The 15,338-nt window shown below is 66.7% G+C and carries 14 protein-coding genes and 1 tRNA gene; 13 read left to right on the plus strand and 2 right to left on the minus strand.

Going from position 1 to position 15,338, the window contains the following annotated elements:
* Positions 1–8 precede the first annotated feature (8 nt).
* The 4 genes from BLEFHOIH_RS14530 (at position 9) to BLEFHOIH_RS14545 (ending at position 3,214) form a co-directional block, all read left to right on the plus strand.
* Positions 9–800: a tetratricopeptide repeat protein gene (locus BLEFHOIH_RS14530; RefSeq protein WP_088346671.1), complete on the plus strand. Its 792-nt coding sequence runs from the start codon at positions 9–11 to the stop codon at positions 798–800.
* Entirely contained in the window at positions 797–2,704 is a 1,908-nt protein-coding gene (gene selB, locus BLEFHOIH_RS14535) for a selenocysteine-specific translation elongation factor (RefSeq protein ID WP_088346673.1), read from the plus strand. Before BLEFHOIH_RS14530 ends, selB begins: the two co-directional genes overlap by 4 nt.
* 8 nt (positions 2,705–2,712) lie before the next feature.
* Positions 2,713–2,810 (plus strand) — tRNA-Sec (locus tag BLEFHOIH_RS14540).
* Between the two features lie 26 nt (positions 2,811–2,836).
* On the plus strand, positions 2,837–3,214 hold the full coding sequence (locus BLEFHOIH_RS14545; protein WP_088346675.1) for a hypothetical protein: 378 nt from the start codon (positions 2,837–2,839) through the stop codon (positions 3,212–3,214).
* Positions 3,215–3,386: 172 nt separating this feature from the next.
* Here BLEFHOIH_RS14545 and BLEFHOIH_RS14550 read toward each other — a convergent pair whose 3' ends face one another.
* On the minus strand, positions 3,387–4,313 hold the full coding sequence (locus BLEFHOIH_RS14550) for a LysR family transcriptional regulator (RefSeq protein ID WP_088346677.1): 927 nt from the start codon (positions 4,311–4,313) through the stop codon (positions 3,387–3,389).
* 151 nt (positions 4,314–4,464) lie between these two features.
* Between BLEFHOIH_RS14550 and BLEFHOIH_RS14555 the strand changes: the two genes are divergently transcribed.
* From BLEFHOIH_RS14555 to BLEFHOIH_RS14595, 8 genes are all read left to right on the plus strand, one after another.
* Positions 4,465–5,493, plus strand: a complete 1,029-nt coding sequence (locus tag BLEFHOIH_RS14555) for a class 1 fructose-bisphosphatase (RefSeq protein ID WP_088346849.1) — start codon at positions 4,465–4,467, stop codon at positions 5,491–5,493.
* An 18-nt stretch (positions 5,494–5,511) separates the two neighbouring features.
* On the plus strand, positions 5,512–6,387 hold the full coding sequence (locus BLEFHOIH_RS14560) for a phosphoribulokinase (protein ID WP_088346679.1): 876 nt from the start codon (positions 5,512–5,514) through the stop codon (positions 6,385–6,387).
* Positions 6,387–8,411, plus strand: a complete 2,025-nt coding sequence (tkt, locus tag BLEFHOIH_RS14565; protein ID WP_245297014.1) for a transketolase — start codon at positions 6,387–6,389, stop codon at positions 8,409–8,411. The genes BLEFHOIH_RS14560 and tkt overlap by 1 nt, the downstream gene beginning before the upstream one ends.
* A 43-nt stretch (positions 8,412–8,454) precedes the next feature.
* Entirely contained in the window at positions 8,455–9,915 is a 1,461-nt protein-coding gene (locus tag BLEFHOIH_RS14570) for a ribulose-bisphosphate carboxylase large subunit (protein ID WP_088346681.1), read from the plus strand.
* A gap of 76 nt (positions 9,916–9,991) precedes the next feature.
* Complete coding sequence (locus BLEFHOIH_RS14575; RefSeq protein WP_088346683.1) at positions 9,992–10,411, plus strand: ribulose bisphosphate carboxylase small subunit; 420 nt, start codon at positions 9,992–9,994, stop codon at positions 10,409–10,411.
* A 226-nt stretch (positions 10,412–10,637) separates the two neighbouring features.
* Positions 10,638–11,579 (plus strand): CbbX protein, encoded by a 942-nt coding sequence (gene cbbX, locus BLEFHOIH_RS14580; RefSeq protein ID WP_088346685.1) that lies wholly within the window; start codon positions 10,638–10,640, stop codon positions 11,577–11,579.
* 21 nt (positions 11,580–11,600) lie between these two features.
* Positions 11,601–12,386, plus strand: coding sequence for an HAD-IA family hydrolase (locus tag BLEFHOIH_RS14585; RefSeq protein ID WP_088346687.1), 786 nt, complete (start codon positions 11,601–11,603; stop codon positions 12,384–12,386).
* 297 nt (positions 12,387–12,683) lie between these two features.
* On the plus strand, positions 12,684–13,367 hold the full coding sequence (locus tag BLEFHOIH_RS14595) for an HAD hydrolase-like protein (RefSeq protein ID WP_088346691.1): 684 nt from the start codon (positions 12,684–12,686) through the stop codon (positions 13,365–13,367).
* A 228-nt stretch (positions 13,368–13,595) separates the two neighbouring features.
* Here BLEFHOIH_RS14595 and BLEFHOIH_RS14600 read toward each other — a convergent pair whose 3' ends face one another.
* Positions 13,596–14,261, minus strand: coding sequence for a prolyl oligopeptidase family serine peptidase (locus tag BLEFHOIH_RS14600; protein ID WP_245297015.1), 666 nt, complete (start codon positions 14,259–14,261; stop codon positions 13,596–13,598).
* Positions 14,262–14,336: 75 nt separating this feature from the next.
* On the opposite strand from BLEFHOIH_RS14600, the gene gluQRS reads away from it, so the two are divergent.
* Positions 14,337–15,236, plus strand: coding sequence for a tRNA glutamyl-Q(34) synthetase GluQRS (gluQRS, locus tag BLEFHOIH_RS14605; RefSeq protein ID WP_088346693.1), 900 nt, complete (start codon positions 14,337–14,339; stop codon positions 15,234–15,236).
* Positions 15,237–15,338: the final 102 nt, after the last annotated feature.

A 15,338-nucleotide genomic window follows, 5' to 3' on the forward strand; every position in this document is an offset into this window, starting at 1 on the left:
GGGCAGCCATGGGATTGATCGGGCGTCTCTTGTCGCCACTCCGCACACCGCCGCCGAGCGTACCGGAGAGGCTGGAAGCCGCCCTCGCCGCGCACAAGGCCGGCGACACGCGCAAGGCGCTCGGCCTGTGGGTGCCGCTCGCCGAGGCGGGCGAGCCCCGCGCGCTCAATGCGCTGGGTGCGCTCTATCTCGAAGGCGATGGCGTCACCCGCGACGAGGCCCATGCCGCCATGCTCATCACCCGCGCCGCCCGCGCCGGGCAGGCGACCGCCATGCGCAATCTGGCGCTGCTCTATTTCGAGGGCCGCGGCGTGCCCCAGGACCACGCCATTTCCGGCGAATGGTACAATCGCGCCGCCGATCTCGGCGACCCGGAAGCCGCTGACATGGTGAGCTGGATGCATCTGGTCGGCGGCGGCGTCACCCAGGATTATGCCCGCACGCTGAAATACGGCCTGCAAGCCGCCAATGCCGGCAGCCGCGAGGCAATGGCCCGCCTCGGCGACCTCTATCACAACGCCCTCGGCGTCGAGCGCGACGTGGTGGCCGCCGCCGAGTGGTGGGGCAAGGCGGCGGCGCTCGGCCAGCATGACGCGCAGGCCATGCTGGGCGCGGCCTATCTGATGGGCAGTGGCGTGCCGCGCGACATCGTCGCCGCGCTGACCTGGCTCTACCGCGCCCGCAAGGGCCGCAGCGACGTCGCCGACGCCTTCATCGCCAAGGCCGAAGCCGCCGCCACGCCAGCCGAGCGCGCCGAAGCCGCCCGCCTCGCCGATACGCCGCCCGGTGACGCGCCATGATTATCGGCACGGCGGGTCACATCGACCATGGCAAGACCGCGCTGGTGAAGGCGCTCACCGGCGTCGATGCCGACCGGCTGGCCGAGGAGAAGAAGCGCGGCATCACCATCGACCTCGGCTATGCCTATTTTCCGCTGCCGGACGGCACCATCGGCGGCTTCGTCGACGTGCCCGGCCATGAGCGCTTCGTGCATAACATGCTGGCGGGCGCGACCGGCATCGACCTCGTGATGCTCGTCATCGCCGCCGATGACGGCGTCATGCCGCAGACCGTCGAGCATCTGCAGATCGTCGATCTGCTCGGCATCGAGACCGGCATCGTCGCGCTGACCAAGGCCGACCTCGCCGACGGCGAGTTGCGCGCCCGCCGCATCGCCGAAATCCAGGCGCTGCTGGCGCCGACGAAACTGGCCGGCGCGCCGATCCTGCCCGTCTCCAGCCTGACCGGCGAGGGCATCGAAGGCTTGCGCGACCTGCTCGCCATGCATAGCGGCGAGCGCCGCCCGGCCAGCGGCTATCCGCGCCTCGCCATCGACCGCGTCTTCACCCTGCAAGGCGCGGGCCTCGTCGTCACCGGCACGCTGTTCTCCGGCGAGATCCGCGTCGGCGACCGGCTGACCGTCTCGCCGAAGGGGTTTGAGGCCCGCGTGCGCAGCCTGCACGCCCAGAACCAGCCGGCCGAACGCGCCGTCGCCGGGGATCGCTGCGCGCTGAACATCGCAGGGCCTCGCGTGAGCAAGGAGGACATCGCACGCGGCGACTGGGTGCTGTCGCCCGAGCTGCACGCGCCGACCTCGGTCATCGACGTCCGCCTCGACTATCTCGCCGGCGAGCAAAAGCCGCTCAAGCATTGGACGCCGGTGCATGTGCATCTGGCCGCCGCGCACGGCATGGGCCGCGTCGCGCTGCTCGAGGGCGACACGCTCGCGCCGGGCGAGTCGGCCCTCGCCCAGATCGTCCTCGACCAGCCCATCGGCGCGCTCGCCCATGACCGCCTGATCCTGCGCGACGCCTCAGCCCAGGCGACCATCGGCGGCGGCGTGGTGATCGACCCGTTCGCCTCCACCCGCCATCGCCGCCGACCCGACCGGCTGGAACGGCTGCAAGCGCTCGACAATGCCACGGCCGAGGCAGTGCGGCTCCTGCTCGCGGCGCCGCCCGGCTTCTTCGAGCGCGCCGCGTTCGCGCTCGCCCAGAATCTGCGCCCCGAGGAAGCCGCCGCGCTGTTCGAGCGGCTCGGCGCGGTGATCGCCGGCGGCATCGTCTTCGGCCGCGACCATTGGATCGCCGCGCGCGAGGCGCTGATCGCCACCCTCGCCTCCCATCACGAGAAATCGCCCAACCATCCCGGCCTGCAGGCCGAGCGGCTGCGCAACATGATGCCGGTCAAGCTGACCAAGGACGCCTTCGCCGAAGTGCTGGGCGCGGAACGCAAGATCGGCGGCGTGGTCGATGACGGGCCGTGGCTGCGCCTGCCGAGCCACAAGGTCAGCCTCAGCGCCGAGGAAGAAAGGCTGTGGCGGCACATCCATGCCGTCATCCAGGCCAACCGCTTCAAGCCGCCGCGCGTGCGCGACTTCGCCGTCGAATTGGACGTCGAGGAGGAGGATATGCGCAATCTGATGCGCCGTCTCGTCCGGCTCGGCCGCGTCATCGAAGTGGCGCACGACCATTTCTTCCTGCGCGAGGCGGTGGCCGAGATGATCCAGATCGCCTTCGACATCGCCGCTGCCAACCCGCATGGCGAAGTCACCGCCGCCGCCTTCCGCGACCGTATCGACAGCGGCCGCAAAGTGGCTATCCAGATCCTGGAATTTCTTGATAGACAAGGCGTTACCATCCGGCGCGGCGATCGCCGCCGGGTGCGCGCCGACCGCCTCAGCTATTTCGGCGCGGTGGCGTGATGCGAACTGGAAGAGATACGTTCCCGGTGGTGCGGCTGGCCTTCAAAGCCAGTGGAGGCCGTTTAGAGCGGTCTTTCGTGGGTTCGACTCCCACTCTCTTCCGCCAAACCTTCAGCCTTTGCGGAGCACGCCATGCTTCCCGATTTTGACGATTGGATCGTCGAGGAATTCGCGCGCGGGCCGTTTACCGCGCTGATCCTGGTGCTCGAGGTCGGCGACATCACGGTCGAGCCGGTGGCATCGACCTATCTGCATGTCATCGGCGACGAGGTTGACTGGGCGGCCATGCGCCGCTTGCTGAAGGGCGCGCCTGGGCGGTGGGACGCGGTGGCGTTCTTCGTTTCGCGCGATCCCGCATCCGGCCCGATTTCCGACCGGCTTGCAAAACTGCGCCTGCTCGACACCGAGGAGCGCGTCAAGGGCAATCGGCTGGAGCTGAACAAATCCGCCTTCTTCGACAATCGCGGCCGCCGGATGCAGATCGAGGAGGCGGACGAGGTCAAGCATTGACCGCTGCGTTGGAAACAAAGCCCTGTCCGCTTGCCGCAGCGCAACCTCTCCCTTGGGAGAGGTCGGCGCGAAGCGCCGGGTGAGGGGTTCGTGAGCGAGCCGTGAGGCACCAACCCCTCACCCTAACCCTCTCCCCAGGGAGAGGGAATCAGGCTGCGGATTGGCCCGCTACTCACCCCTCCGCCGCCATCGGCAGCACAGGCAAATACTGCCCGCCCTCTTCGTGCAGGAAGGCCCAGAGCGCGAGCGGCGCGGGCATCAGCCGCTTGTCGGCGTGATGCACCACCCACCATTGCCGCGTCGCCGGCAGGCCCTCGACGTTCAGCACCGCCAGCCGCTCGATCTCGACCTCCGCCGCGATGGTGTGGCCGGAGATGAAGGCGATGCCGAGCCCGGCCATCACCGCCTGCTTGATGGTTTCGTTCGAGGAAATCTCCATGCCCATGCGCGGCGTCCTGCCCGCATCGGCGAAAATCCGCTCCATCAGCATCCGCGTGCCCGAGCCCTGCTCGCGCATCAGGAAGGTCTCGTCCGCCAGATCGCCGAGCGATAACCCCCGACGCTTGGCCAAAGCATGATCCGGCCGGGCGATGATGACGTGCGGGTGCTCACCGATCAGCGCGCTGCGGAGGTCGAGATGTTCCGGCGGGCGGCCCATGATGGCGAGGTCGAGCTCGAGGTCGGCCAGGGCGCGGATGGTGTCGCCGCGATTGCCGACGAACAGCTTCAATTCAACATCGGGCTGCTTGCGCTTGAAGGCGCCGAGGGCTGCGGGCGCGAAATATTTCGCCGTGCTGACGACGCCGATGGCGACGGTGCCGCCCTTCAGCCCGCGCATGGCCTTGAAGCCTTCAAGGCAGCTCGCGAGTTCGGCGTCGATCCGCGCCGCGCTCTGCAAAATGTGCTGGCCTGCGGCGGTCAGTCTCATGCCTTCGCGCGCACGCTCGAACAGCGCAAGGCCCAGCCCCGCTTCGAGCTGTCTCAACTGGAGGGTGACGGCGGGCGGCGTGACGCCAAGAATCTCTGCCGCGCCAATGACTTTCCCGGTTTTGGCGATGGCGGAGACAATGCGCAGTTGCCTGAGGCTGATCTCGTGCATCGCGTATAGTAAGGAAAACTTTGCTATAGGCATAGAACTAATAATTTTACTGAATGCAGCTTTTTTGCAAAGCTAACCGTAAACAGTGACCCGGAGGCCGATGGCCAAACGGGCCCGGCCGATTTGCTTTTCCATCGGGAGCGGCCAAAACATGCGTGGTGTCACCACACTCACTTCCTATCTATCCGACTGGTCCGGCAACGATCCGGCCAAGTCCGCCGTCGCGAGCGCCGTGCGCGCCGTCGCCGAGGCGTCCGCCGATATCGCCGTGCGGATCGCCCGCGGGCCGCTCGAGGGCCAGCTCGGGGAAAAGCTCGGCGCCAACGAAGATGGCGACAGCCAGACCAAGCTCGATGTGTGGGCCAATGACCGCGTCATCGCCTCGCTGCGCGATGCGCCGGTTGCGCTGATCGCCTCCGAGGAACTGCGCCAGCCGCTCGAGCTGCAATCGGACGGGCTGCTCGCCATCGCCATCGACCCGCTGGACGGCTCCTCCAACATCGACACCAACGTCTCCATCGGCACGATCTTCTCGGTGCTGCCCGCCGCCGGCCAGGCCAGCTTCGCCCAGCCCGGTTCGGCCCAGCTCGCCGCCGGCTATGTGATCTACGGGCCGCAATGCGCGCTGGTGCTGACCATGGGCGAGGGCACGCTGCTCTTCACCCTCGACCGCGACGCCAGGCAATTCCGCTTCACCGCCGACCGGCTGGCGATCGCGCCCGACACCAACGAATACGCCATCAACGCCTCCAACTACCGCCATTGGAGCGATGCGGTGCGCTCCTATATCGACGACTGCCTGGCGGGGGTCGAAGGTCCGCGCGGCTCGGATGTGAACATGCGCTGGATCGCCTCGCTGGTTGCCGAGTGCCACCGCATCCTGGCGCGCGGCGGCGTCTTCCTCTACCCGGCCGATGCCCGCAAGGGCTACGAAAAGGGCCGGCTGCGGCTGGTCTACGAGGCCAATCCGATCGCCTTCCTGATCGAGCAGGCCGGCGGCAAGGCCTTCGACGGCCAGACCCGCATCCTCGACATCGTGCCGGAGGCCGTGCATCAGCGCACGCCGCTGATCTTCGGCTCGGCCGGCGAGATCGACCGCATCGGCCGCTACAAGGCCGACCCCAACTCGACTTTCGAACGCTCGCCCCTATTCGCCCGCCGCGGCTTGTTGCGTGCCTGAGGCACTGGAGGACTGATCGTGTCGCAGAAGCATCCCATCATTTCGGTCACCGGTTCGTCCGGCGCGGGCACCTCGACGGTCAAGCACACGTTCGAGCAGATCTTCCGCCGTGAAGGCGTCAAGGCGGCGATGATCGAAGGTGATGCTTTTCACAGCTATGACCGGGCCCAGATGCGGGCGGCGATGGCTGAGGCGGCCGAAAACGGCAATGCCCATTTCAGCCATTTCGGCCCCGAGGCCAATCTGTTCGAGGCGCTGGAAGAGACCTTCCGCACCTATGCCGAAACGGGCGGCGGGCGCACGCGCTATTACATCCATGACGAGCGCGAGTCCAAGCTGCACGGCGCGCCGCCAGGCACATTCACCGAATGGCACGACATGCCGCCGAATACGGATCTGCTATTCTACGAGGGCCTGCATGGCGCGGTGGTGACCAAGGGCGTCGACATCGCCCGCCACGCCGATCTGAAGATCGGAGTTGTGCCGGTCATCAATCTGGAATGGATCCAGAAAATCCACCGGGACAAGGAATCGCGCGGCCATTCGGCCGAGGCCGTGACCCAGACTATCCTGCGGCGGATGCCAGACTATGTGAACTATATCTGCCCGCAATTCACCCACACCGACATCAACTTCCAGCGCGTGCCGACGGTCGATACCTCGAACCCGTTCATCGCGCGCTGGATTCCGACGCTGGACGAGTCGCTGGTGGTCATCCGCTTCCGCAATCCGCGCGGCATCGACTTCCCTTATCTCGTCGCCATGCTGCCCGACAGCTTCATGTCGCGCGCCAATTCCATCGTCATCCCCGGCGGCAAGCTGGATCTGGCCATGCAGCTCATCCTGACGCCGATGATCATGAAGCTGGTCGAGCGCAAAAGAAGGGCAGGCTAATGGGGGAGATCATTGAAATGCCCTACCATATGACGAGCGCGACCGGCGCCGAGGTCGCCCATAAGGATATGGCGAACGCCATCCGCGCCCTCGCCATGGATGCGGTCGAGGCAGCCAAGTCCGGCCATCCGGGAATGCCGATGGGCATGGCCGATGTGGCGACGGTGCTGTTCCGCCAGTTCCTGAAATTCGATCCCGCCGAGCCGGAATGGCCGGACCGCGACCGCTTCGTGCTCTCGGCCGGGCACGGGTCGATGCTGCAATACGCGCTGCTCTATCTGACCGGCTATGAAGGCGTGACGCTCGATGAGCTGAAGCGTTTCCGCCAGCTCGGCGCGAAGACGGCGGGCCATCCCGAATATGGCCATTGCCCGGGAATCGAGACCACGACCGGGCCGCTCGGCCAGGGGCTCGGCAATGCGGTTGGCATGGCCATCGCCGAGCGGATGCTGAATGCCCGCTATGGCGACGGCGTCGCCGATCATCACACCTATGCCATCGTCGGCGACGGCTGCCTGATGGAGGGCATCAGCCATGAGTCCATCGACCTTGCCGGGCATCTGCGTCTGTCCAAGATGATCGTCTTGTGGGACGACAACGCCATCTCCATCGACGGGCCGACGTCGCTCGCGACCTCGACCAACCAGTTGCAGCGTTTCCGCGCCGCCGGCTGGGATGTCGAGCAGGTGGACGGGCACGATCGGGAGGAGATCGCGGCGGCGATCGGCCGGGCGCGCGACAGCGACCGCCCGTCCTTCATCGCCTGCAAGACCATCATCGGCTATGGCGCGCCGAACAAACAGGGCACCGAGGGCGTGCATGGCGCGCCGCTCGGCGCGGCGGAGATCGAAGCGGCGCGGGCGGCGCTCGGCTGGCCCCATCCGCCGTTCCAGATCCCCGGCCCGATCCTTACCGCATGGCGGCGCACGGCGATCCGCGGCGCTGAGGCGCGCAAAGTGTGGAACGTCATCCGCGAGGCGCAGCCCGCCGACCTGCGCAAGCGTTTCGCCGAGGATCTCGACGGCGTGGCCTCCGTCGCCGTAATCGGCCGGCTCGACGCGCTGATGGCGCAATGGCTCGCCGAGAGGCCGAAACTGGCGACCCGGCAGGCCTCGCAGAAGGTGCTCGAAGCGATTGCGCCCGCCATGCCTAACCTCGTCGGCGGCTCGGCGGACCTGACCCATTCGAACCTCACCCATGCGAAGCCGCAGCGCCCGGTTACGCCGACGGATTTTTCCGGCAGCTACATCCATTACGGCGTGCGCGAGCATGGCATGGCGGCGGCGATGAACGGCATCGCCCTGCATGGCGGACTCATCCCTTATGGCGGCACCTTCCTGGTGTTCACCGATTATTGCCGCGCCTCGATCCGGCTATCAGCGCTGATGCAGCAGCGCGTCATCTACGTCATGACGCATGACTCCATTGGCCTCGGCGAAGACGGCCCGACGCACCAGCCCGTCGAGCATGTCGCCGGCCTGCGCGCCATGCCGAACGTCTTGGTCTTCCGCCCCGCCGACGCCATCGAGACCGCCGAATGCTGGGAGATCGCACTCGGGCAGCGAACCCGCCCGTCGATCCTCTGCCTGACGCGGCAGGCGCTGCCGGCGCTGCGGCTGACGCCGAGCGACGGCAATCTGGTCAATCGCGGCGCCTATGTGCTGCGCGAAGCCGAAGGCCCGCTGCACGTCTCGCTGCTGGCGACCGGCTCCGAAGTCTCGCTCGCCCTCGAAGCCGCAGATGCCCTCGCCGCCGACGGCATCAATGCGGCCGTCGTCTCCATGCCCTGCTGGGAGCTGTTCGCCGAGCAGCCGCGCGCCTATCAGGACGCGGTCATCGGTCCGGCGCCCTGCGTCGGCATAGAGGCCGGCGTGCGCCAGGGCTGGGACCAGTGGCTCGGCCGGCACGGCCCCTTCATCGGCATGACCGGCTTCGGCGCATCGGCCCCGGCGGCCGACCTCTACCGCCATTTCGGCATCACCGCGGAGCGCATCGCTGCCGCCGCCCGCAGCCTCATCGACTGAGAACAAGACGTCAGCGGCCAATCGGCCGGTAAGGAGAAAACCGATGGACATGACCAACACGCAAGTCACCGGCAAGGACCGCTACAAAGCCGGCGTGATGGAATACAAGAAGATGGGCTACTGGCAGCCCGACTACGTGCCCAAGGACACCGACATCATCGCGCTGTTCCGCGTCACCCCGCAGGACGGCGTCGACCCGATCGAGGCCTCGGCGGCCGTCGCGGGCGAGTCCTCGACGGCGACCTGGACCGTGGTGTGGACCGATCGGCTGACGGCTTGCGAAAAATACCGCGCCAAATGCTACCGCGTCGATGCGGTACCGAATGCGCCGGGCCAGCACTTTGCCTATATCGCCTATGACCTGGACCTGTTCGAGCCTGGCTCGATCGCCAACCTCACCGCATCTATCATCGGCAACGTCTTCGGCTTCAAGGCCGTCAAGGCGCTGCGCCTCGAGGACATGCGCATCCCCGTCGCCTATCTGAAAACCTTCCAGGGACCGGCGACCGGCGTGGTCATCGAGCGCGAGCGCCTCGACAAGTTCGGCCGCCCGCTGCTCGGCGCGACGACCAAGCCCAAGCTCGGCCTGTCCGGCCGCAATTACGGCCGCGTCGTCTACGAAGCGCTGAAGGGCGGCCTCGACTTCACCAAGGACGATGAGAACATCAACTCGCAGCCCTTCATGCACTGGCGCGACCGCTTCCTCTACTGCATGGAGGCAGTCAACCGCGCGCAGGCGTCGACCGGAGAGGTCAAGGGCCACTATCTCAACGTCACCGCCGGCACCATGGAGGAGATGTACGAGCGCGCCGAATTCGCCAAGGAGCTGGGCTCGGTCATCATCATGATCGACCTCGTGATCGGCTACACCGCCATCCAGTCCATGGCCAAATGGGCGCGCAAGAACGACACCATCCTGCATCTGCACCGCGCCGGCAACTCGACCTATTCGCGCCAGAAGAACCACGGCATGAATTTCCGCGTCATCTGCAAATGGATGCGGATGGCGGGCGTCGACCACATCCATGCCGGCACCGTGGTCGGCAAGCTCGAAGGCGACCCGCTGATGATCCGCGGCTTCTACGACACGCTGCTCGACGAGCACACCAAGGTGAACCTCCAGCACGGCCTGTTCTTCGAGCAGGAATGGGCCTCACTGAACAAGGTGATGCCGGTCGCCTCGGGCGGCATTCACGCGGGGCAGATGCATCAGCTCTTGCATCACCTTGGCGAGGACGTGGTGCTGCAATTCGGCGGCGGCACCATCGGCCATCCGATGGGCATCCAGGCCGGAGCGACCGCCAACCGCGTCGCCCTGGAGGCGATGATCCTCGCCCGCAACGAGGGCCGCGACTATCTGGCCGAGGGGCCGCAGATCCTGATCGAGGCGGCGCGCCATTGCACGCCGTTGAAGCAGGCGCTCGATTTGTGGGGGGACATCACCTTCGACTACGCCTCCACCGACACGCCCGACTTCATCCCGACAGCCACCGCTGCGGAATAGTCCCAAACCCCTCACCCGGTCGCCTTCGGCGCCCGCCCTCTCCCACAAGGGGGAGGGCAAAAAAAGGAACCCGACGATGAGAGTCACCCAAGGCACGTTCTCCTTCCTGCCCGACCTGACGGACGATCAGATCAAGAAGCAGATCCAGTACTGCATGGACCACGGCTGGGCCGTGAACCTGGAATTCACCGACGACCCGCATCCCCGCAACACCTATTGGGAGATGTGGGGCCTGCCGATGTTCGACACCAAGGACCCGGCCGCCGTGATGCTGGAGCTGGCCGAATGCCGCAAGGTCTATGGCGGGCGCATGTATATCCGCCTGTCGGCCTTCGACTCCTCGCATGGCTGGGAGTCGGTCAAACTGTCCTTCATCGTCGACCGGCCCGCCAACGAGCCGGGCTTCATGCTCGAGCGCCAGGAGCGCGCCGGCCGCAAAATCGCCTATACGACGCGCTCCTACGCCGTGAACAAGCCGCAGGGGGAGCGGTACTGAGACTCCGTGCGGGGCACACAACGCCCCGCAAATTCCAATCTTCGAAATCCCCGCGAAGGCGGGGATCCAGTATTCACAAACTCGAATAGGCGTTCTGCCTATCCGTACGTACTGCGGCCTACTGGATCCCCGCCTTCGCGGGGATTTCGTCCGAGGTTGACGGGAGACAAACTGAATCCCCGCAAGCCGAATGCCCTGCCTGCCCATTCAAGAAGCGAGGCAAGCCATGTCTACAAAGGAATCCGCCGGTCTTCCCGAACCGGCCCTGCCGCAATCCGTCAATCTGCGCCAGGAATATGCCGAGACCGGCCTCGCGGACATCCTCGATCAGCTCGACCGCGAACTCGTCGGCCTGCTGCCGGTCAAGACCCGCATCCGCGAAATCGCCGCGCTGCTGCTCGTCGACCGCGTCCGCCGCCGCATGGGCCTGACCGTCGAGACGCCGACCTTGCATATGAGCTTCACCGGCAATCCCGGCACCGGCAAGACCACCGTCGCCATGCGCATGGCCGACATCCTGCACCGGCTCGGCTATGTCCGCAAAGGCCATCTGGTCTCGGTGACGCGCGACGATCTCGTCGGCCAGTACATCGGGCACACGGCTCCGAAGACCAAGGAAATCCTCAAAAAGGCGATGGGCGGCGTCTTGTTCATCGACGAGGCCTATTACCTCTACCGCCAGGAAAACGAGCGCGATTACGGCCAGGAGGCCATCGAAATCCTCTTGCAGGTCATGGAAAATCAGCGCGAAGACCTGGTCGTCATCCTCGCCGGCTATGGCGACCGCATGGACAAGTTCTTCCGCTCCAACCCGGGCTTCCGCTCGCGCATCGCCCACCACATCGATTTTCCCGATTATTCAGACGACGAATTACTACGTATTGCGGAAATTATGCTGGCCAAACAGAATTACAGATTGAGCCCGGATGGGCACGACGCACTGATCGCCTATATCGAAGCGCGCAAGGGCCAGCCGCTCTTCGCCAATGCGCGCTCGATCCGCAATGCGCTCGACCGGGCGCGGCTGCGGCAAGCCAACCGCATTTTCGCCAGCGATGGCGCGATTGCCATCGACACGCTGTCGATCATCGACGCGCCGGACATTCTGGCGAGCCGCGTTCTGAAGAACGCCAATGGCGCCGACACGAGCGACGCCGGCAAGGAATAAGCCTGTTGCCCGGGAGGCCGAATGCTCCAAGCCATCATTTTCGACGTCGACGGCACGCTCGCCGAAACCGAGGAGGTGCATCGCGCGGCCTTCAACCGCGCCTTCGCCGACGCCGGCCTCGACTGGCATTGGAGCGAGGCTCTGTATGGCGACCTGCTGAAAGTGACGGGCGGCAAGGAGCGGCTGGCCTTCTATATCGACATGACGGGCGGGCTCGGCATGAGCGTTATCGGGGTCGAGAGGTTGATCGCGGACCTCCACCGCTGCAAGACGGCGATCTATGCGCAGATGATGTCGGACGGCCAGATCAAGCTGCGGCCGGGCGTCGCCGAGCTGATCGAGGGCGCGCTGACCGACGATATTCGCCTCGCCATCGCCACCACGACGAGCCGGCCGAATGTCGATGCGCTGCTCCGAAGCACGCTCGGCGCGGACGGCGCCGGAGCGTTCGAGGTGATCGCCGCCGGCGAAAGCGTGCCTCGCAAGAAGCCCGCGCCGGACGTGTTCGTGGCGACCCTCGCCGGTTTGGGATTGCCGCCCGAGAATTGCCTCGCCATCGAGGATTCGGAGAACGGTCTGCGCTCGGCCATCGGCGCGGGTCTGGCGACGCTGGTTACGCCAAGCCATTATTCGCGCGGCGAGAATTTCGCTGGCGCGGCCCGCGTGGTGGAGGCGCTGCCTGCCCTCGCCGAGCCGAACCGCTCCGCCGCCACGCCATCGCCCGCGCAGCTCATCGACGCGATCCGGGCGCTGCATCGAAGTTTCCTCGGCCGGCCCGCAGGACATGCCTTCGCGGCGGCGTTTTAAAGGGGCGCTCACACGGGTGCAAAGACACCGGGTTTTGTCATCCCCGCGAAAGCGGGTATCCAGTAAAGGGCAAACTTCGCCTGAGGCTGCGCCCTAAACGCGGATGCTGTGGCGTATTGGATCCCCGCTTTCGCGGGGATGACAAAAGACTTAGGCCCTCTGAGCAGATCGCGCGCGCCCATGCCGCGCATAAGTGGTTAGGCAGTCTGAGCATTTCCGGTTAGTGAATACCGGCCTCCCGCCCTTGCGGGGAATACGACCAGTGCATCACGCCACACAAAATCGGCCCCGGCATCCATGGCGCAACCCGCACCGAAACCGCCCCTCACCGTCGTCTTCGACCTCGACGGCACGCTTGCACACACCTCGCCCGACATCGCCGCCGCGCTGAACGCGACCCTGGACGATCTCGGCCGCCATGTCGGCCTTGCCGAGACCGAGCGCATGGTCGGCGGCGGCCTCGACGCGCTGCTGCGCAAAGCGTTGCTGGCGACGGGACTGGAATTGGACGAGGCCGAGACCGAGGCCGCTTTCGCCCGGCTGATGGCCCATTACCGCGCCGCGCCCGCGCCCCGGACGGTGCTGCATAACTGGGTCGCCGAGACCATGATCGGCCTGCATGGCGAGGGCGCGCGGATCGCCGTCTGCAGCAACAAGGCGGAGGATCTGGTCTTGCAGATCCTTGATGCGCTGGATGTCGCGCGCTGGATGCACGCCGTCGTCGGCCACGTCCCCGGCCGCGGGATCAAGCCCGATGCCGAGCCCCTGCTGCTGGCCATCCGCGACGCCGGGGGCGAGGTTTCGCGCGCCGTGCTGGTCGGCGATTCCGGCGCCGATGTCGGTTCGGCCCGCGCGGCCGGCATCCCCGTCATTCTGGTCCCGCACGGCTATGGCAGCCGCGACATTCGCACGTTAGGCGCCGACCGGATCGTCACGAACGCCGCGGAATTGCGCGCCGCAATCGCGGAGCTGACGGGCTGAATGCGACGCCGACGTCCGCTCGGATTGTGAGCGTGCCCTCGCCTCCTCGCGTATCTCTCATCCGTCGCCCCGGCCGTCAGAGCCGGGGCCAACTCGCCTCTCCTCTTGCCGCTGCGCTTGCGGATGCGGGATTGGTCCCGGCTCACCGCTTTGCGGCGTCCGGGACGACGGAGGACCGGAGAGCCGCGCGCCGAGGCTGCGGTCCGACCGCGCCCGGCCGCCCCGGCCTCACTTCCGGAACGCGTTGGCCAGAAACTGGCCGCCGAACTCCAGCGCCTCGCCGTCGATGCCGTGCGGCAGGCCCGGCCGCACATGCCATTCCACCGCGACGCCTTCCCCAGCGAGCGCCGCGCGCGCCTGATGCAGCGCGGCGACCGGGATCACATCGTCGCTGTCGCCATGGACGAGCAGCACCGGCGGCCGCGCCCGGATGTCCGCCCGCAGCCGGCCCGGCTCGACCAGCATCCCCGAATAGCCGACGATCCCGGCCATCGGCTTTGCCCGCCGCAAGCCGACATGCAGGGCCATCATCGTGCCCTGGCTGAAGCCGACCAGCGCCAGCGCCTCGTCGCCGAGGCCCAGCGCCGCCAGTTCATCGTCCAGAAAAGCATTGAGCGCCGGACCGGCGGCCTGCACGCCGTGCCAGCGCTCCTGCGGGTCGCGCATGGTCAGCGGGAACCATTGCCGGCCGCCGTAGCCGCCGGGCAGCCGCTCGGGCGCGTGCGGCGAGACAAAAGCCGCGTCGGGCAAGAGACCGCGCCAGTGCTGGCCGAGGTCGATCAGGTCCTGGCCGTCCGCGCCATAGCCGTGCAGGAACACCACCAATTGCTTCGCCGCGCCGCCGGAAGCGGGCATGATGCGGGGGCCGTCGAGTTTTGGCAGGCTTGCGGTCATGGCTGTTTCCTCGGCTGCGGAATGATCCGGTAAGCCGCATATTGCAGAATTTTCCTCAAGGGTGAAGATGGAGCCATGCTGAGCGCCCGATCCGTTTTCCGCTTCGCGCCGAGCCCGAACGGTTTTCTGCATCTCGGCCACGCCTTCTCGGCGCTGTTCACCCATGCCATGGCGGCGCGCCATGGCGGGCGCTTCCTGTTGCGCATCGAGGATATCGACCGCGAGCGGTCGCGTCCTGACTATGAAGCCGCGATCCTCGACGATCTGGCCTGGCTCGGCCTCGATTGGGAGCGGCCGGTGCGCCGCCAGTCGGAGCATTTCGACCTCTATTCCGAGGCCATCGGCAAGCTGACGGCGCTCGGGTTGATCTATCCTTGCTTCGCCACGCGCCGTGACATCGCCCAGGCCTTCGAGGCCAGAGGCGCCGCCGCGCCGCGCGATCCGGAGGGCGTGCCGGTCTATCCCGGCCTCTACCGCGACCTGTCGCACGAGGAAAGCGCCGCCCGGATCGCGGCGGGCGAGGCTTACGCCTTGCGGCTGGACATGGGCAAGGCGGCCGCTCTTGCGCGGGAAATTCATGGCGGTCCGCTGACATATCGCAGCTTCGACGCGCGCGGGGCGGAGGCGGCGACCCGGGCCGACCCGGAGCGCTGGGGCGACATCGTGCTGGCGCGCAAGGATGTGCCCGCCAGCTATCATATCGCGGTCGTCACGGATGATGCGCTGCAGGGCGTCACCCATGTCACGCGCGGCCTCGACCTGATCGCGGCGACTGACATCCACCGCCTGCTGCAGGTGCTGCTCGGCCTGCCGGAGCCGCTTTACTGGCATCACCGCCTCATTGTCGACAATTCGGGCCGCAAATTGTCCAAGTCGCACCGTGACAAGAGCCTGCGCAGCCTGCGCGCCGAGGATGTTACGCCGGAAGCGGTCAAGGAACTGGTGGGCTTTTCAGGCGAGAAATGGTTAGAGTAGCCGATGATCGCAGACAGGCCGAATTCAGCGCCCGAGACGGTTTTGCCCAGGATTGCCATGAACTTCGCCCGCCCCTCGTCCGCGCGCTTCGCCCTCGCGGCG

Source organism: Rhodomicrobium sp. R_RK_3 (assembly GCF_002198715.1).
In the GTDB taxonomy this organism is placed as follows: domain Bacteria; phylum Pseudomonadota; class Alphaproteobacteria; order Rhizobiales; family Rhodomicrobiaceae; genus R-RK-3.